Raw genomic sequence first — 19,453 nt, 5'->3', positions numbered from 1 at the left:
TATTTAGGATCAAGATCCATAAATAGTCAAAACATAAATTCCATTTTATGGTTGCAAGTCAAACAAAGGATATAGATACCGCTTGTCGAATTGCAAAAATATGATGACCAAAAGGAAATTAATCATTACCTCTTTATTTTTTTTATGCATTCTTTCTGTTATTCGCATAGTCTGGCTGGAAATCCACTCCTCCCCTGATCATCCCACTGCTGTGCAGGGAAAGCTTGATCTTCGCGATTTCGATTTGAAAGAGCTTCGAAGCATTACTTTAGATGGAGAATGGGAGTTTTATCCCAAGCAGTTTCTTATAGGAGAGGATCTGGAGAATACCGCATATTTGAGATCTTATATTCAGGTGCCAGGAAATTGGGCCTCTAGCCTTTCTCCGACAGAGCTTAACGCTAATGGCTACGGTACGTACCGGCTACGCATTCAAGTCAATCCTAGGTTCCAAGATACGTATGGAATGAAAATCACGAATATCGCTGCTTCCTATGAGGTTTTTATTGACGGTGTGCTGCATAAGCAATCTGGCAAGCCCGCTGCAGCAAAAGAAGATTATCATCCTAAAAATGTCCCTTATACGCTATTCTTTTCTACTGAGCAGGAAGAGATTGAGCTTGTTATTCATGCCGCGAATTACGATCATGCTGACAAAGGCGGGATGATGCAGTCCATTCTGTTCGGCACGGACCGAACCATCTCGAAGGAACAAAGATTCGTAGAAGACATCCAGCTTGCCGTATACGTTATTTTTATGCTTCATATTGTCTACGCCCTTATCTTATATATCATTGGGTACAGACATAAAGAATTGATCTACTTTATGCTCATGTCCTGCAGTGGAATATTAATCACGATGGTAAACGATGATCAATTCCTATTCAGCTTAATTCCATTAAGCTATTCATGGACCATAAAAATAAGTTATCTGCTCTATATCATTGCAGCTAACTTCCTGCTTCAATTCGTGAGATGCATCCTTCCTAAGTACATAAACAGCAAGGTATGCAAATGGATTACGATCACGAGCCTCGTCTATTGCATGTTCGTATTTTTTGCTCCATCAACATCAATTTTGAGCGCAGAAGTATGGTATCTTATCGCCTATCTTCCACCTTTTGCGGTTGCGATGTATGTTACAATGCGTGCTGTGTTGAATCGTGAAGAGGACTCTATCTTTTTAGTGCTTGCTGCTGCTGCCATTGTAAATAGCGTTGTATGGGGAATGATCGAGGATTGCAAGCTCATTGAAACCACGTATTATCCGCTGGACTGGATCATTTCGATCATTACGATTGCTTCCTACTGCTTCAAGCGCTATATTCGAGCTTCTCGAAAGATGTCTATTCTTGCCTATCAGCTTCAGCAGGCCGATAAGCGAAAGGATGAATTCCTTGTAAACACTTCAAATGAAATCAGAACACCGCTGCAAGGAATGATTCATATCGCAGAGCATGTATTGGATGAAGAAAAGAGCTATTTGCATAGTCGCAATGCTCATAACCTAGAGCTGCTCATCACCATTGGACAGCGGCTGTCAGTAACCCTTCTTGACCTGCTTGAAGTAACAAGACTTCGAGAAGGTGGCGTCGTGCTGCACCTTCAGGCGATTTCTGTTCAATCTGTGGCATCGGGCGTTATTGATATGCTCAACATGATGACAGATGGAAAGCCAATCAGCCTGACCATGGATATTCCAAAGTCGTTCCCTAAAGTTATCGCAGATGAGAAAAGACTGGTTCAAGTACTATTTAACTTAACGCATAATGCGATCAAATTTACAAATGAAGGGACGGTCTCGATCAAAGCCGAGATTCAGCAAGGACAAGCGATCATTTTTGTAGCAGATACAGGAATCGGCATGGATCAAGAACTGCAGAATCGAATATTTTCTTTGTATGAACAAGGAGAGAACGATATTGTTGAGTCCGTTGGAGGATTCGGTCTTGGCCTCAGCACTTCCCAGATGCTCGTTCAGCTGCATGGTAGCAAATTGAAGGTCAAATCAACGCCTGGCCACGGCTCTGTCTTTTCCTTTCGTTTAAGGATAGCCAATGAAACAGACCAATGGCAGCATCGGCTCATGGAACAAGCGACTGAGGCTCCTCACCATACTAAGAAGGCAGAAGGAAGAGGCATATCCGTTGAATCGGAATCACCCACTACTCCTGCAATGACACCAAGAATCCTTATTGTCGATGATGATCCCGTGAATGTGAAGATCCTTAAAGATATCCTATCGGTAGATCCGTATGAGATCGTTACCCTAACGACGGGAAAAGCGGCACTGGACAAATTGGACGAGAGAAAATGGGATGTCATGATTATAGACGTCATGATGCCGCAAATGTCCGGATATGAGCTTACAAGACTGGTTCGTGAGCGCTTTTCAATCTCTGAGCTGCCCATTCTCTTGTTGACGGCACGCTATCGGACAGAGGATGTATATCCCGGATTTATTGCAGGTGCAAATGATTATGTCACTAAGCCTGTACATGCGATGGAGCTGCGGACGCGAGTGAAGGCGTGGACAGAATTAAAGCAATCGGTCAATGAACGGCTGCGAATGGAAGCTGCCTATCTTCAAGCACAGATCCAGCCGCATTTCTTATTTAACACGTTGAATACGATAACGGCTCTAAGCAGTTTTGATACGCATAAAATGAACGATCTGATTGACGCTTTCAGCTCATATCTGCGGATAAGCTTTGATTTCAGCAACTCGGATCAATTTGTCCCCCTTGAGCACGAGCTTGAACTGGTACGCTCCTATTTATATATAGAAAAGGAACGCTTTGAAGATCGACTGAATGTGGTATGGGATATTGATCAATCGATACACATACATATCCCTCCGCTCACCATCCAACCGCTTGTCGAAAACGCCGTCAAACACGGCATCCTGAGCCGTCTGGAGACGGGCACCGTGTTCATCCGAATCCAACAGCATAAGCATTGCGTATCCGTTGTGATTCAGGATGATGGAACTGGAATGGATGAGAATAAACGTAAGCAACTGCTTGATCCTGCTGCCCACGAAGAAGAAAGAGGCATCGGATTGTTAAATACCGATCGTCGATTGAAGCAGCTGTACGGTAAGGGATTAAAGATTCAAAGCCAACATAATCTTGGCACAATCGTATCCTTTGATATTCCTATACGTTAAAAAAGAAAAGCCGCCAGTTGAACACACATTCAACAGGCGGCTTTATTCTAAGATCAACAATCTAATGCTGCTTGCTCTGTCTCTTCCCTATAAGGAACAAGGCCATACTAATGAATATTAGCGCCATACCAGTCAATTGAAGAGGCAGCATGCTTTTTTCTCCTGTCTGAGGTAATCTAGAACCGTCATGGCCAGGATGAACAACTGGCGGTACTGGAGTTACCGACGCTTCCGATTCCGTCGATACACTTGGATCTGTCATCGTGTTTGGATCTATTATTTCATCGATATCCGTCGGTGTACCTGGTTCCGTCGGTGTACCTGGATCTGTCGGTGTACCCGGATCCGTCGGTGTACCCGGATCTGTCGGTGTACCCGGATCTGTCGGTGTACCTGGTTCCGTCGGTGTACCCGGATCCGTCGGTGTACCCGGATCCGTCGGTGTGCCTGGATCAATTGGCGGTTTTGGCAAGCGAACATTTTCAATTACGACCTCCGTTTGCTCTCCTCCAATCACTTCAAACGGAGTGAGCTTATCGACGATCTTGTAGCCATTTGGCGGAGATAGTTCTTCAAAATAGTACAAGCCTGGCTTCAGGTTGTCTACTATTATTTCTCCATCCTTATACGTAATCAATCCCGTTATTTCATGACCTTCTTTGTCCACAAGCGGGGCTTTATTCCCATCAAGAATACGGAAGTTAGCTCCCTCAAGCTTAATCGAAGGACGGTTCATTTCAATCTTTAGCAGTTGAACAGAGCCGAGAAGCTGTTCATTGTCAAATATCAGTTCCAGCTTTTGATCATCAACAACTTCAAATTTCAAAGGTTCCTGCTTAAGTACGTATCCCTCTGGTGCTTTGATCTCTGCCAACTGATAAATCCCTGCCTTCAGCTTGCCAAGAGGAAGCTTTCCCTCTTGGTCGGTTACTAGGCCTTGTTGGAGAACATTCCCTGCTTCATCTCTCAATTCGAATTCCGCACCGGCTAGAGGAGCTCCTCCCTCTGCGTCTGTCTTTGTCACCTCTACATCTGCCTTATAGACTTCATTGGTAACCGTGGCAGATTTCATTATGGATTGATTGACATCAATGGTAAATGGAATAGGACGGCTATCAAGCTTATATCCTTTTGGAGCTTGAACCTCAATAAGCTGATACTGCCCCGCTTCTAGATCTGACAGATGAATTTTACCGTCAGCATTTGTCTCAAGCACCGTCTTCCCTTCTACATCCTGGAAGGCGCCTCCAATCTCAAATTGAAGCTTAAAAATAGCCCCTGACAAAGCTTTCGCATCATCTTCCTGATCGTTTTTGGTTAATTCAAAGTCCCAATTGCCTTTTTGATTCGCAATTGTGATGTCCTCAGAATCTGGTTTAAATACAATCTGTTTTCCTTTTTCATATTCGCCAGCATTTAAGTAGCCCGCTGGCGCGGATATCTCTTTTAGGATGTATTGATTGTATTTGTAGTTTTTAAACACCGCTTCGCCATGCTCATCCGTAACGACTGTTTCAAGCAGCGCATTCCCTGTCTTATCGTAAAGGCCGAACGAAGCGCCAGCCAACGGCACATTCGTCTCGCCATCAACCTTGATTATCTTGATGCTGCCTTTGCCCTTGGCTGCGCCTCCTCCTGCACCTGACAGACTTACGACAACATGATGGCTATCTTCTGCTTCGATTGCTTCCGAGGAATGGCCAACAAGCTTCGCCTCATTGCTAATTACCTCTCCATCCTCTGCATTAATGAAAGATTGATAAGTCAGAATATAGGGCGTATCAATGTCCTTATGAAAGGCCAGATCGAAGGAGTTGCCTTGAATATCTAACGTGTATTCAGATGCATCTACCAATCCAGTCTTTATAACTTCTCCATCCGTTGTCACCATTGTATGGTACAACTTAAAGGAGGCCGGGAGCAGCAGTTGATTAGCTGACAATGTATCCGAATATACTGCGCTCTTTATATAAGATTGACTGTAATTGATCGCTACTTCCCATTCTGCGAATTCTTTATTCGCCCCTGTTCCCTGCAAACCATTCTTATTCACATGTTCTCCGCCATGTTTTGGTGTAACACTTGTGCCCTTGTTAAACAAAACACGATCAGGATTCGCGCGATCGATTAAAGTCGCTTTGTTATTATACTCTTTTTGGATAGACAAACCATCTAGGCTTGTCTTATACGTAATGCGGTAAGCCGATTCAATGGGATGGAGGAATCTTAGCTCAAAGCCATCTTTCCCATCTTCATGCTTGATCTCTACTGTGTAATCTTCTTTAGGAACAAGATCCCCAACCTTTACTCCGTTTCGATCTCCAGTCAGAATAAGATGCTCAACCTTCACAGAATCAGGATCAAAGGTTTGCTTCCCTTCATAAAAGTCTCTTACGATGGCATCATTTAGCTTATGAAGATTATAGTTCACATCGATAGTCCATGTGATTTCTTTCGTTTTAGCGTTGTATGCACCCTTCTTATTCCCATTGTGCTTTGTATAAGGATCCGTCTCTACCTGTGCAGATTGAGACATAGACTTGTCCTCTCCATTTTCCAGCCAATGCAGGGTGGCATTATTTTTGTAGATAGCATTCTTAATCGTCGATGGATCATAGAAAGTTGGATCAAATGCTGTCTTATATGCGATGACATGGCTGGTCGTTACCTCATGTAAAAATGTAAGTTTCAATCCGCTTCCGTAATCAGGATTAGGCTCCAACGTATAGTCAACATTTTTCTCAAGCCCGCTTACACTTAGGGAATCTGGAATCAGCGTCAAACCTTGATTCGAAAAATCGTCTGTAATCACGACATTTTGCATCTTCTTTTGATCTTCATTCAACCAAAGTTTCCATTCCATCGTTTTGTTATTAAAATCAACTTTGCCCGATTGCTTCGTGAAGATCACTTGTTTGATATTCTGAGTAATCTCTACTTTATTATGGTTTGAGCTCTCTACTTGATTGCTTACCTTGCCGTCCACAAATACGCGTTCTGTTGCTTTTGTTTTGTAGATGACTTCATAGGCAGCATCAATGTCATGAAGAAAAGAAAGCTTAAAGCCGTCAGCTGACTTAAGGACGATATAATCTTTGCCGACAGTTAGAGGCTTCTCCGACTTCCGCTTCGCTTGACCGTTATCCTGAATGGCCATCTCATAAACCTCAAAGGAGTCCTCCAATAGCTGCTGCACCTTGGTGTCAAATGTATCTACAATCCAAGCCTCATTTTTTGTGATCTGCTGTTCATTGTAGTTATATTGAACTGCCCATGTAACCGTCTGTTCAGCGGCATTATAATGGGCAACCTTTTTATCAAGCGGCTTGCTGTAATTCACTTGAACGTTCGCTGATGACTCCTCAGGCTCAGGAAGATTGTGTCCTGACAGTTCAGCATGATTGGAATACCGTTCATCGATAGGCTGCAAGATCATTGTCGTGTAGGACACTCGATACGCATGGTTGATATTTCCCATATGCAGCTCAAATCCGTCAGCCGTTTCTATAATCTGATAATCTTGATCTTGAGTTAGGGGATTACGCTCCATCACGTTCCCATCAAGCTGCACTTCAAGCTCCGTCACTTGAATGGAGGACAGATCTAAAACCAATCCCCCCTTAGGTTTGAACGCATCCTTAAATACAGCGTCGTTAATCTTGTCTTCACTCTTGTTAAAGTCAACTGTCCAGTTGATGCTGTCTGGATTGAAGACCTTGTTAGCGATACCTGTCTTATTCATCTCCTGATTGCCACCTGGCTTAAAATGTACCGGTATCTTTACTTCATCGCCCTTGAAATCAAATACAACCTCTTGCTCTGTGCTGCCAGAGAACTTGTCTTTATCGAATTCAGCCCAAACAAAAAAATCCCCTACCACTTCTGCGTCATCATCAATAGAATCGCTGAAGCTAAAGGTAACTTTCCCTTCAGGTGTCACTTCATATGTACCGTATCCACCGTCAAGTTCCCCTGTCAGGATACGATCGATTCGTAATGGTTCGGGCAGATCAAACGTGAAAGTCGAGCCGGCTTTATAGCCATGCCCTACTGGAAGCTTCCATTCGAAATCAATTTGAACACGCGAACCCTGTTCAGGTCGTATAGTTTCAATCCGATTCCCCTCTTTATCTTTCATAATGACATTGGTAATCAAATTCATTTGAATACTTGCTATTCCATCATCCTCGAGCGCTTGAGGTTCACCTTCCGATGGACTCGTTAAACCATTCATTTCATCTAATGCTTCAATAGAAGGATCAATGGAAAGATTGCTCGCTTGCACCATGGATGGATAGATCCACAAGTTGGCTATTAAGCCTATCACAAGAACAAGGGATAGGACTTTTTGAATGTTTTTCATGTCTTCTGTTTTTCCTCCTTACCGAATACTTATCTCAAGTAAAAGCAATGAATAACATGATCGTCTTAATATACCAAAGCGTGTTGAATATTTTCTGAATGTACTGTCTTTTTATGAAAATACAGAAAATCAATCATCTGTACAAAAAAAAAAAAAAAACCGCCCCTCTTTTTTTGAGATGACAGTTTTTCTGCTTCTATATTTTCTTATAATATCCCTGTAACAGCATCCTGTTGAAGCCGTTGACTTCGCCATTCTTCGTACCAGGTGATAATATCGTCGCTTGGTGCCACATCCAGCTCTTCCTTGCACTTCCGTTCCAATAACTCAAAGTGCTTTACGACCTCGGAAGGGTGGTTCATCTCTGCATAGATTCTCATCACACCAAAGTAACCATCCTCCAGATAGGGAGCAGCCTCTCGAATTTGTTGATACAAAGAAAGCGCTTTAGAATATTCCCCTACGGATAAGTAATATTGTGCAACATCCTTCACCTGAGTTAGCCACATAAGTCGAATGCGCTCCTGCTCATGCTCAGCCCAAAGATAGCGATGCTCCTCTAGAAAGTGCCCGCTATACTGTTCAATAATCGACAAATGCTCCTCTAGGGTAGCTTCAGATACTGGTAGTGCTTCTGAGGCTTTACGCTCCCATTCTTCAACATCAAGCGTCACGTTCCCCCATACCAATCGATACCCTTCATCCTGATATTTAATGGAAAGATCGAGGCCTGAACTTTTCAATATTTTCCGAATCTGATAAATAGCCGTATATAATTGTGTCGTGGACTTCTTGGTATCGTACTCGGACCAAAGCAAGTCGATAAGAGCTTCCTTTGATACCGTCTTGTCACGGTGGTAGATCAAATAGGCGAATAACTCCGGTGCTTTTAAGGTTCTCCATTGGAATTCATGCACTACGCCGGAAGCATCGATATATTGCATTCGCTGCAAGCAGCATAATGTTGGTTGAATAGATGCATGCCTGCTTGGTGCCACTCCCTCATCCTTGCTTGAATAATGCAGTATTCTTTCAAGCGTAACAGACAATCGCTTAACATTAACAGGCTTCAACAGATAATCTAAAGCATTCAACTCAAATGCCTTTATCGCATGATCCTTATACGCTGTAACAAACACAATCTGTAAATGAGGCTTGAGCTGTAGTAGTTGTTCGGCCAGATGGAAACCATCTATAAGGGGCATCTCAATATCCAAGAAAGCAATATCGACTGTCTCGTGCTGTACAGCTTCTAAAGCTTTGGCCGGATTCTGGAAAGTTCCAACCACCTCAAGCTGACCTGCAACAATCGTTTGTTCAGAGAGAAGCTTCTCCATCACTTTAATAGCAAGCCGTTCATCATCAACAATGATTACTTTCATGAGTTAACTCCTTTATAAGCCGACCGCAGTCTTTTCCTTATTGCATACGTATAGAAAGCAAAAGGGTACTATCATCTGAGGTGATAATACCCGAGAAATGTGAACATTTCTGTTTATGTAACTCTACGATGACGTGCTGGATTCTTACTCTGAGCCTTTCTCCGGTGGATTCAGCTTCATCCGCTCGAAAATAACCTCATAGCTGTGGTTGCCATGATTCAAAGAACGCTTCACACGAGAAATGGTAGCTGTACTCGCGTTGGCCACTTCTTCAATTTCGCTATACGTATGATGGTTGTACAACATTTTTGCAACTTGAAAGCGCTGAACCATCGTTTTAATCTCATTCACCGTGCACAAATCGTCGAAGAAGGCGCGACATTCCTCCGCGGATTGAAGCGAAAGGATTCCTTGAATAAATTCATCTAAAGCCTTCCCTTGCAGTTCATCTATTAACATAGGACTACCTCCTTGTGTACGACCGCATTTACCTATTGTGGTTATGATCCCTTGACTTTCTGAATTAGGTATAACATATTATTGCGTTTTTTTCATCTGTAAATTGTTCCATTTTCTTCACAATTTGCGTTTTCATATGAAATAAGACATGAGAAGAAACGCTGACGCGATGAATCATCAAACGAAAGCGTTTCTTATTAGTGAGAAGCATTTCCTTTAAGATTTGGCTGATTGAGAGGATTTCGCTGATCTACTGACAAACCCATACAAAATATTAATCACAGGTGCAGCAATACAAAAGATTGCGAAAGGTAAATATTCTAAAGTAGAGACCCCTAATGTCCCTGTGATAAATACTCCGCTTACTCCCCAAGGGATAAGAGCATTGAAGGCCGCTCCTGCATTAGCCAGTATACGAGACATTTCTCTTCGAGGCAAGTCCATTCGATCATACTGAGACTTGAACGCTTCACCCGGTAAAATAATGGACAAATATTGCTCGCCCAGCAGCAAGTTAATGCCCATTGAACTGAAAGCAGTCATAAGGATGAGCTTGCCTTTGGTGCTGACGAACGAAGTGATGCGCGAAATAATGGTGTTGATGATCTTCATTTCAACGAGCAAGCCCCCAAGTGCCAGGGCAAGCAGGATCAAGGAAACGGACCACATCATGCTCTGTATCCCGCCTCGCGACAGCAGTGTGTCCACACTTTCAACACCGGATTGAGAAACGTATCCGTTCTGCATCAGGCTTGAGATGTCCGCAAGTTGGGTATGCGGATGGAAGATATAAAGAACCCCAATGGTAAATGCAATACTTGTTAACAAGGTCGGAATGGCAGGTATCTTTCTCCAAGCGCATAAAAAGAGCACTAGCACTGGAATTAAGGTAACTGCAGATATCGTAAAGGAGGATTGTAACGTTTGAACCAGCTCATCAATTTGAGCTCCTGTTGCCAGTCCGCCGCCTCGCCCCATAATCGCAAAGCCAATGAGCGCAACCAAGAAGGCAGGAACGACGACACGCAGCATATATTTGATATGATCAAAAAGATCAACCTCTCCGATTGCTGATGCCAAGTTTGTTGTATCTGACAATGGAGAAATGTTGTTCCCTAAAAAGGCACCCGACACAATCGCACCTGTTGTGATGGCCGAATCGTAACCCATCATCTGTCCCATGCCGAAGAAGGCGATGCCAACGGTTGATATGGTCGTGAAGGAGCTGCCGACGGTAATCCCGACCACCGCACAAATTAAGAATACGGATGGCAGGAAGTATTTTGCAGACAATATGCTGAATCCATAAACCATAATTGTCGGAATGGTTCCAGCCGCAATCCATACGCTCACAAGAGCTCCAATGAGCATAAAGATGAGGATTGGAATTAGCCCTGGCGTAATTCCGTTTGAGATTCCTTTATGGACCTGATCCCAGGAGAACCCCTTCATTTTTGCAAATATAATAATAATCCCAATGGATACTAATATCGGAATTTGCGGGTCCATCCCGATTCCAATGATACAAGCTCCTATTATCGCTAATAACACGACTAAAAGAAACAGGCTTTCTTTTAGCGTTACCTCTTTATTCATAAGCTGAACTCCTCTCATGTAGTGACCATCTATAGCACGGGAGTATGAATCTTCAGGTTTTAGATTGGACAACCAACATCTGATGTGTTTTTAACGTGTCATGCGCTGTTCAGCGTTATTGTATGCTCCATGCCACACTGGTCCCACGAACTGATTGAACGCGAAACCTCGCTTAATGGCCTCGGTTGTAAATTTCTTCGCCAACAGAACGGCGTCTTTGACTGAATTGCCTTTTGCCAAGCCTGCCGCTATTGCTGCAGCAAAGGTACAGCCTGCACCATGATTATGGTTTGTATCCATCTTCTCTGCTTCGTAGAGCACGTACTCTTTGCCGTCAAAGAGCAGATCAATGGCTTGTTCGCCTTGCAGAGCTTTACCACCCTTTATTACAACGTGTTTTGCCCCAAGTTCGACGATTTTATGTGCTGCTTCTTTCATTTCGTCAAGAGAAGTGATTCGACCCATGCCAGACAGCTGTCCTGCTTCGAATAAATTAGGGGTTACGATCGTTGCCTTTTTGAGCAGCAAGTCACGAATAGCTTGTCCATTCTCTGGCTGAACAACTTCATCTTCGCCTTTACATACCATTACAGGATCAATGACGATATTAGAAATATCATGCTTGTCGATCATACGGCTCAGAAGCTCAATAATCTCAACCGAACCAAGCATCCCTGTCTTCATAGCATCAAGTCTACCGCCAGCCAGGACGGTCTTGATCTGCTTATCCACCATGTCCACCTCTACAGGTTGGACAGCATGATGCCAATGATTATCAGGATCCATCGTTACGATTGAGGTAATGGCACAGAACCCAAAGGTACCATATTCCTCAAATGTCTTCAAATCAGCTTGCAAACCTGCTCCCCCGCTGGAATCCGAACCAGCAACGGTTAATACTTTACGAATGTTGTTGGACATGTTCAAGCACTCCTTATGTGCATAGAGGAATGCGTAACGACCGTTGATCGTATCGTTACGCATTCTGTGTGGAAGATTATTTTCTTACATTTCGTACGTATAGATTTTTTCAAGCTTATCTTGCATCGCATTCGCGATTTTCTCTGCATATTCTTCAAATACTTCTGCATCATGAGCATATGGGGACAATGCACATGCACGAAGGATCGTCACTTTGCCTGCTTTATCCCATTCTGCTTCGCTAAAGCCAAGGCTCTTCACGAACTCCAATGGGCTGTTGCCATAGTCAGGAATAGCAAAGTCTGTATGAGAAGTAATGAATTCGTTGCTGTACAGGCTTCCTTTGACATATGAAGCATAGTCGAAGAAGTCATGGTTCAGCTTGTTCATGCGCTCAAGATCCGTGTTGCCTTCCTCATTGAATACATAGTCAACCATGTTGAAGTCTGGCTTTGTCAATGGGTGAAGCACGATCACTTTGCCATGAACATTGAATTTGCGGTCTTTCAAGAAGTTATAGAAGCGATAAGCACCTTCAATGCTAGCGCCCATCAGCTTACCATAACCCGTTACGTTAAGCGGCAATACTTTATGTGCAGTCCATACTGCAGCAGCTGTTGCACCCGCTTTGGAGCCTTCAAGGATATATGCTCCGAGAAGCGCAGGAATATCTGCATCTTTTTCAAATACGTAAGTTGCGAAGTAAGAGATCGCATCACGCATACGAATATCTTTAATAACAACCGCACCAGCAGAGTAAGGAATATAACCCATTTTATGAGGGTCAATCGTAATGGATTCAACTTGGCTCATTGCCTTGAATGCATTGTATACATCTTCAGTCAGCCATTCATCTTTCAGCTTCATGTCTGTGAAGACATTGTGTTTTTTGTACACTTCGTCAATTTTGTCGTACTCGATGAATTCGTCGTTTTCATCCAAGAAGATGGCACGAGCATAACCGCCATAAGCAGCATCCACGTGAATATAGTAGTAAATGCCTTCCTTCGCCAATTTCTCACGAAGTGCAACGATCTTGTCAATGTGGTCAATTTGACCTTCCTCTGTACTGCCGACAACCCCTACAACACCAAGAACAGGTGTGCCTTCAGCAGCAAGCTCACGAATTCTTGCTTCAAGCTTCTCAATATCCATATGGTAGCTGCTGTCAACATCAATTGCTTCTACAGCATCAAGACCAATACCGATAATGTCTGCAGCTTTGAGCCAGGAATAGTGTTTGGTTTGTGGAATCAACCATTTGCCCAGCTTATCGAGATAACGACCGCTGCGAGCAGATTTTGCTTTGATTTCATCAAGTTGATCAGGAATTTTCTCCATGATGTCAAGAATTTCCTCAGTGGACATATTGAGCAGTTCCCATTCGGATTTGCCTTCAACTTGTTCTGGCGCAACTTCTTTAATTGCAAGCGGCAAGGACTTCATGTTGCGTGCATACCAGAGGCCTTCCAAGTTCGCGATAGATCCGTCAGCCGCAATATGACCCCAGCTTTCGCCAGCTTTGTAGCTCATCATTTTGGCCAATTGATGACCAACTTCTTCTTCCATTTGAGATGTACCTGGGGAAGATTCATATGCCACGTTGTTACCATTCCAAAGCATGGCAGCAGAGTAAGCGATGATAGCAGGCATTAATGTCTCGGAGTTCATATGGCCCCAGAAGCGACCTGCAGTATGCCATGGAAGGGATTCTGAACGAAGCTTCGATGACAACTCGTTGAATACGCTGCGCATATGATCCGCTGTATCTTGAAAGCTCTTCGAGCTTTTATCAAACGGCGTGATGACAGGCAAATCTTGAGGCATGTAGTTTTGACGCCAGCCGACATGCTCGTCCACGATTTTTAGAAGAACTTCTTTAAATAGATCAACGTTTTCCCCTTTGTCACCAAGGAACAATGCTTTTAGGTTAATTTCAGGAATTTGATAACTCATGGTTGTAAACCTCCCATATTTGATGTTGGAATTTGATCATCTTTATCCTTCTTGTTTGCATTTACAGAAGGTTTTTTCCAGCTTGGCTTCTTCACTTTATAGATGATAAGTGCAATACCCACCATGACGATGGTCGCAGCCACCTGATAAATGACGTAGCCTGTATATTGACTTGGTTCCAAAATAGAAGGTGGAATCAAGCTAACAACAATTGTAATTGCTACACTAAGCAAGGATAAAAAGGATACGAACCACATTAGCCCGTTACCTTTGCTGCCTAATCGGAATGGTCTTTCCATTTCAGGCATTTTGTAACGAAGACGAATAGCAGAGATTGCTATCATCGCGTACACCAAGCAATAAAGAATGGTGGTTGTAATGGTAATAATCAAGAATGCACTGTTAACGTCTGGAACAACAATGTATAGAACAGATACGAGCGAGATGACGATAGCTTGAATCAACACGAACGTAATCGGAATATTCTTGTCTGTACGTTTTTGGAAGAACGGAGGCAAGTTCCCTTCGTCTGCTACCTTAATCATCGATTTACTTGGACCAAGCACCCATGCGCTAAGCTGTACAAGTACACCGATAAGAATCATGGCAGAAATAATGTTGACGAAAAAGGTTGGAATGCCTAAGTTTTCACAGAAAATCATATAGGGTTGCGTAATATTTGCGAGCTCCAATTTACCCATTGGAACGGCGTTAGATACTGTCAAACCTGCGATCAAGTTGAAAATAACGAGCAAAATAACAGATGCAATAACAGCAATTGGATAATTGCGTTTTGGATTATCAATGTTGTTCGCATGGACAGAAGAAATCTCAACTCCTGCGAAGATAAAGATGATACCGGACAAGTATGCCAAGCTGCCTAGATCGCCAAGGTTTGGCAAAAGATCGCTCGGTTTAAAGTTGCCCAAGTAGCTGTTAGGCTGAATACCATTTTTGAACAAATAAATGACACCAAGTACAACCAAGATAACGAATGGAATATAAACCCCGATGATCGCACCCCAGTTACCTGCAATCTTGACCATATCGAACTTGAGGTTCAATAGGGTAACGCCCCAATAAGAAATGAGAATTACAGCAAAGATAAATAAGTTATTCGATGATAAATCTGGTTTGTTAATGACATATCCGAGCAATACCCCGACTGTCGATGCGACCATTACCATCCCAAAGAACATTTGAACCCATAAGAGCCAAGATGTAACAAAGCCCCATTTCTCGCCAAGTGCTTTTTTCACCCACACTTGCGGCCCGCCTTCTTCAGGGAAACCTGTTGACAGCTCAGCAGACATCAATGCAATCGGAAGGGCAAAAAGAATCGCTGCGACCAGCATATAGAAGATCTGCGTCCAACCGGTGATGGACAGCGTCGGCACACTACGTACGGTACCAAAGAACGCCATCGTAATCCCGATTAGCCCGAATAGCGTCAATTTTTTTGAGTTGGCCATAAAATTGATCCTTCTTTCTCATCTGTTTTTATGCAATGTTCAATCTTCCTTAATTCGCCTACCCATGTATAAAACATGAATATAATTCTCTAGAAAGAAATTGAATCAAAATGAGGACACCACCTTACTGTTAGGAAAGGTTTATGATGTTTTTTGTTAATCGATTAACTTTCACCGCCAGTATACGCCTCATTTTTTTGTTCTGTCAAACCCCCAAATTACCTTGTTACATAAGGATTATCAGAATTTTTCCAAAATCTAATTAAAGTTTACATTAAAGCTTTCACTACTTCACCGAGGAATCATTTAAACGTTTTATGCTTTTATCGATAAAAGCGCATTTCAATTAAAATAAAGCAATATTATTCACTTTTATGAATATTTATATAATTCGTTCAATCTTTCTTCTGATTCGTCATCCATAAGGTCGGATTCACTTCCTTTCCCATGCCAGTATTCAAGATCCTTTAGTTGTAAAGGAATTGTCGTACTTATCTCTAGATTGGTCAGGGAGGTTCAATTATATTTCTGCGCAATGAAGCAAGTTGAGGGATAATGTGGAGAGGATTAACCTAAATAAGGGACTTTGTGAAAAAGAATACTTATGCAATTTGTAAAAGGGACTTAATGAGTTTAGAGACAAAGTCAGACTTAACAAAACTAGAGAATCCCTTCACCTTTTCCAATTTATTCAATATGTAATTTTTTACTCATTAAAATTTTTACCTTTTAGAATTGGATGTATTTACAAATAAAAAACATAAAAAAAGAGCTGATTGTGAGCTGCATACTCAGCTCTCCAACCAGCCTCAAAGTGAGTTTGATCACTATATAATTGTGATATAGATCACATTAAAACCCAAGCTACGTATAGCTTTGCTTGCTTTCCGAAATCCATAAACCTAGGTGCCAATCCTTCATGATATGAAAGGCTTGGTTAGCAATTGAATCATTGATGAGGTATTGCGCAACACCATAGGAAATGTCTGATTCTTCCTTAACCAAATGTTCTTTAAGCAGTCTGCTGTAGCCTACTAAGCGACGCGTAGAAAATGGATTAGTCCCCTTAAAAGATGCTTCTTCTGGCATATCAGCGAGCATAGCTAATCCATCTTCCATGCTTCTCATCATTTCAGGCGTACATTCCTTTTCATTAAGGGATGTTATGGATACATTAAAATGTTCATCAGGCTCCTGATCCATCGAACGTGCCCAAAGCGATACCCATTCGTCCTTTTTGATATAATATCTTCCTTGAAAGTAACTCTTGATCATCGGAAGCAGCAAGTGGATGGTCGGCTGATACCAATCTCCCACTTTAACCACTTCTAGCATTCGAAAATATCCCAATGTTACCTGCTTTATGCGCTTATATTTAAACAATCGATTTAGACCGTTCAGCATCTGATCGAGCTTATGATCCACCTGCTTTTCTTGAATATGCGTAAGACTTAGATCCACGATGATCCAACTTACCTGCCTTTCAGCATTCACCCTCGATATCACGCCGTGGTTATAATAAGCATATTGAAGCGATTTCTTCCATGACCCTAGCATATTGCATCAGAGCCTCCCTTCAAAAAAAAGAATAGCTGAATCATATTCAGCTATTCTTACGGACCTTATTCGCCTAATTTGACAAGACTGTAGCTCTTCTTCCCTTTACGAACAATCATGAATCTTCCGTCGAAGGAATTTTCAGTTGTTACATCCATATCCGTATCGGTTACTTTCTCACCATTCAGCGTAATAGCTCCATTTGTAATGTCTTCACGAGCTTGACGCTTGGATGGCTCAATACCGAGGTCAACCAGCCAGTCAATAATATTTTTCGTTTCTTTCGACGCATGGAATGTAGGCATATCCTTGAAGCCTTGTTCGATCTCATCTGCTGTCAACGCTTTGATGTCTCCGCTGAACAGTGCTGCCGAGATCTTCTTCGCTTGTTCCAAAGCTTCTTCACTGTGTACAAACTTCGTCATTTCTTCAGCAAGCACACGTTGTGCTTCACGCTTATGCGGCTCTGTTTGCACCTTCTCCTCAAGCGCATCGATTTGCTCTTTTGTAAGGAAGGTGAAGAATTTCAGGTATCTGATAACGTCACGATCGTCTGTGTTTGCCCAGAACTGGTAGAACTCGAATGGCGTTGTCTTGTTCGGATCAAGCCAGATTGCGCCACCCGCTGTCTTACCAAACTTCGTGCCGTCTGCTTTTAGCATCAATGGAATCGTTAAACCGAATGCTTTTGCTTCAGAACCTTCCTTCTTACGGATCAAGTCGAGACCGCTCGTAATATTCCCCCACTGATCGGCGCCACCGATTTGGAGCTGTACATCCTCGTTCTTGAACAAGTGATGGAAGTCCATCGACTGAAGAATCTGGTACGAGAACTCGGTAAAGGAGATACCGGAATCGAGACGGCTTGCTACAATATCCTTCGCCAGCATCGTGTTGACGCTGAAGTTTTTCCCGTAGTCGCGAAGGAAATCAAGAATCGTTAGGTCATGCGTCCAATCGTAGTTGTTTACCATGCGAAGACCAGTATCGCCCTCGTTTAAGAACAATTTTTTCATTTGTGCAGTAAGTGCATCTACGTTCTTTTGCACTTGATCCATCGTTTGAAGGGTACGCTCGGATGTACGACCACTTGGGTCTCCGATCGTTCCTGTTGCTCCGCCGATCAGAATAACGGGGCGGTGTCCCGCAAGTTGGAATCGTTTCAACATCATAAATGGAATAAGATGTCCTATATGCATGCTGTCACCAGTAGGGTCAACACCACAGTACAACGATATCGACTTCTCGCTAGTCAGTTTACGCAATCCTTCAGCATCTGTTTGTTGATTGATGGCTCCGCGCCATTCCAATTCATCGATAATGTTCATCATGGTAGTTCAGCTCCTTGGTGTGTATTGTTTATTTTGGAAATAAAGGTGTTAGAAAACTCTTCAGAAAAACAAAAAAATCGTCTCCTTGTCTATTCTAGACATAGGGACGATTGATTAACCGTGTTACCACCCACATTGCATTAATAGCGCTGCAGCCACTATTAATACCACTCTCAGCAATGATATCGATTGCCAGTCCGCTTAGCATTACCTAAGACCCTCCAGAGTGTAATTCGCAATGTATTGTGTGTACCAGGTCGCATCAACCCCTGGCTTTCTGAAGACAGTGACAATATTGCTACTTCGCTCTTTCATCGTGTTATCCAATATTAGATTACTGCAATCATAGTGCTAATAAAAAGGTTTGTCAACTCCCATTTATTAGTTATTCATGATTTTCTTAAATAAGTATGAGCGCAGCTCGGCTCTAGGAAGTGAGAACCGAGCATGCTTATGATTGCCTTTATGGTGATATGATATACAAGGCTTTATCGGATTTTTTATAGTCAAACTGATGGTCATTCAGCATGCGCAACACCTGCAAAGTCACCATAACTCTGCCGTCATATTGGATGATCGGAGTCGCAAGAACAACCTCATTTCCATTTTTCGTCATGCGCTTGCTATTGTTTTTGGTTGGAATGCCAATCTGGCCATCTTTGCTTTGAACGAATACTTTTCTATCCTTGACACTATACGGAACTTTGAGAATTTGCAGCATTTCTGTCAGCGGCAGCATCAATTGACCGTCATATTGGACAGCTGTATTCTTCAATCCTATCTTTTCTTTATTCAAATAGAGTTGAATCGCAATTGCGTTAGGTTTAATTCCATTAGCTTGATCAGGCTTCTTCGGCTTTACTTGAGTTCCTACGTTGTTTTTATTTTTCGAAGATGAAGCAGAGCTAGAAGAGCTGCTAGAAGAACTGCTTGAGGATTTGCCATTGTGATAATGATACTCCCCGTATTCTAGCCCCCATTTCTCACAGTTCGTCCTACATGTGTGCCCACCTTTGGAATCTGTTCGACCAGGGTGCGCGTAACTAACCGAGACGATTCCCGTGAATAAGACTACGCTTAGACCAGCAGCAGCAAGCCGGATCATCCTTTTCTTTATCATTCAATATCATCCTCCAATTCCACATGTTGTGATCTTGATATTGAAGGATCGCATCAAGAAAAGCTAGGAAAAATCTTTCAAATTCACACTTGTCAGCCATTCGTATTTATAAATTAACATAATGGAC

At 42.6% G+C, this 19,453-nt stretch carries 11 protein-coding genes and 1 other annotated feature; of the genes, 1 reads left to right on the top strand and 10 read right to left on the bottom strand.

The window, feature by feature from the left end; translation table 11 throughout:
* Positions 1–82: 82 nt before the first annotated feature.
* Positions 83–3,169: an ATP-binding protein gene (locus I2H74_RS13175; protein WP_229106624.1), complete on the top strand. Its 3,087-nt coding sequence runs from the start codon at positions 83–85 to the stop codon at positions 3,167–3,169.
* A gap of 61 nt (positions 3,170–3,230) precedes the next feature.
* Here I2H74_RS13175 and I2H74_RS13170 read toward each other — a convergent pair whose 3' ends face one another.
* The 10 genes from I2H74_RS13170 to I2H74_RS13125 all read right to left on the bottom strand — a co-directional run bounded on the left by I2H74_RS13170 (position 3,231) and on the right by I2H74_RS13125 (position 19,311).
* A complete protein-coding gene (locus I2H74_RS13170) occupies positions 3,231–7,532 on the bottom strand; it encodes a collagen binding domain-containing protein (protein ID WP_195574407.1) in 4,302 nt (1,433 codons plus the stop codon).
* Positions 7,533–7,738: 206 nt separating this feature from the next.
* On the bottom strand, positions 7,739–8,914 hold the full coding sequence (locus I2H74_RS13165) for a response regulator (RefSeq protein WP_195574406.1): 1,176 nt from the start codon (positions 8,912–8,914) through the stop codon (positions 7,739–7,741).
* 144 nt (positions 8,915–9,058) lie between these two features.
* On the bottom strand, positions 9,059–9,373 hold the full coding sequence (locus I2H74_RS13160) for a YerC/YecD family TrpR-related protein (protein ID WP_195574405.1): 315 nt from the start codon (positions 9,371–9,373) through the stop codon (positions 9,059–9,061).
* Between the two features lie 216 nt (positions 9,374–9,589).
* Positions 9,590–10,969, bottom strand: a complete 1,380-nt coding sequence (nhaC, locus tag I2H74_RS13155) for a Na+/H+ antiporter NhaC (protein ID WP_195574404.1) — start codon at positions 10,967–10,969, stop codon at positions 9,590–9,592.
* A 90-nt stretch (positions 10,970–11,059) separates the two neighbouring features.
* Complete coding sequence (gene pdxK, locus I2H74_RS13150; protein ID WP_229106623.1) at positions 11,060–11,890, bottom strand: pyridoxine/pyridoxal/pyridoxamine kinase; 831 nt, start codon at positions 11,888–11,890, stop codon at positions 11,060–11,062.
* Between the two features lie 84 nt (positions 11,891–11,974).
* On the bottom strand, positions 11,975–13,846 hold the full coding sequence (tdc, locus tag I2H74_RS13145) for a tyrosine decarboxylase (RefSeq protein WP_195574402.1): 1,872 nt from the start codon (positions 13,844–13,846) through the stop codon (positions 11,975–11,977).
* Complete coding sequence (gene tyrP, locus I2H74_RS13140) at positions 13,843–15,318, bottom strand: tyrosine-tyramine antiporter (protein WP_229106622.1); 1,476 nt, start codon at positions 15,316–15,318, stop codon at positions 13,843–13,845. Before tyrP ends, tdc begins: the two co-directional genes overlap by 4 nt.
* 864 nt (positions 15,319–16,182) lie before the next feature.
* Positions 16,183–16,875, bottom strand: a complete 693-nt coding sequence (locus I2H74_RS13135) for a protein rep (RefSeq protein WP_195574401.1) — start codon at positions 16,873–16,875, stop codon at positions 16,183–16,185.
* 65 nt (positions 16,876–16,940) lie between these two features.
* Positions 16,941–18,203, bottom strand: a complete 1,263-nt coding sequence (gene tyrS / locus I2H74_RS13130; RefSeq protein ID WP_195574458.1) for a tyrosine--tRNA ligase — start codon at positions 18,201–18,203, stop codon at positions 16,941–16,943.
* 102 nt (positions 18,204–18,305) lie between these two features.
* Positions 18,306–18,530, bottom strand: a binding site (T-box leader).
* A gap of 139 nt (positions 18,531–18,669) precedes the next feature.
* Positions 18,670–19,311: a YHYH domain-containing protein gene (locus tag I2H74_RS13125; RefSeq protein ID WP_229106650.1), complete on the bottom strand. Its 642-nt coding sequence runs from the start codon at positions 19,309–19,311 to the stop codon at positions 18,670–18,672.
* Between the last annotated feature and the right edge of the window lie 142 nt (positions 19,312–19,453).

Source organism: Paenibacillus sp. 1001270B_150601_E10 (genome assembly GCF_015558675.1).
GTDB lineage: Bacteria > Bacillota > Bacilli > Paenibacillales > Paenibacillaceae > Paenibacillus_B.
Note: the sequence above shows the minus strand (reverse complement) of the source record. Positions and strands in the feature narration are given on the sequence as shown.

Coding starts and splice junctions, on each gene's coding strand:
- I2H74_RS13170 (WP_195574407.1), bottom strand. CDS start 7,532: ATGAAAAACATTCAAAAAGTCCTATCCCTTGTTCTTGTGATAGGCTTA.
- I2H74_RS13165 (WP_195574406.1), bottom strand. CDS start 8,914: ATGAAAGTAATCATTGTTGATGATGAACGGCTTGCTATTAAAGTGATG.
- I2H74_RS13160 (WP_195574405.1), bottom strand. CDS start 9,373: ATGTTAATAGATGAACTGCAAGGGAAGGCTTTAGATGAATTTATTCAA.
- nhaC (WP_195574404.1), bottom strand. CDS start 10,969: ATGAATAAAGAGGTAACGCTAAAAGAAAGCCTGTTTCTTTTAGTCGTG.
- pdxK (WP_229106623.1), bottom strand. CDS start 11,890: ATGTCCAACAACATTCGTAAAGTATTAACCGTTGCTGGTTCGGATTCC.
- tdc (WP_195574402.1), bottom strand. CDS start 13,846: ATGAGTTATCAAATTCCTGAAATTAACCTAAAAGCATTGTTCCTTGGT.
- tyrP (WP_229106622.1), bottom strand. CDS start 15,318: ATGGCCAACTCAAAAAAATTGACGCTATTCGGGCTAATCGGGATTACG.
- I2H74_RS13135 (WP_195574401.1), bottom strand. CDS start 16,875: ATGCTAGGGTCATGGAAGAAATCGCTTCAATATGCTTATTATAACCAC.
- tyrS (WP_195574458.1), bottom strand. CDS start 18,203: ATGAACATTATCGATGAATTGGAATGGCGCGGAGCCATCAATCAACAA.
- I2H74_RS13125 (WP_229106650.1), bottom strand. CDS start 19,311: ATGATCCGGCTTGCTGCTGCTGGTCTAAGCGTAGTCTTATTCACGGGA.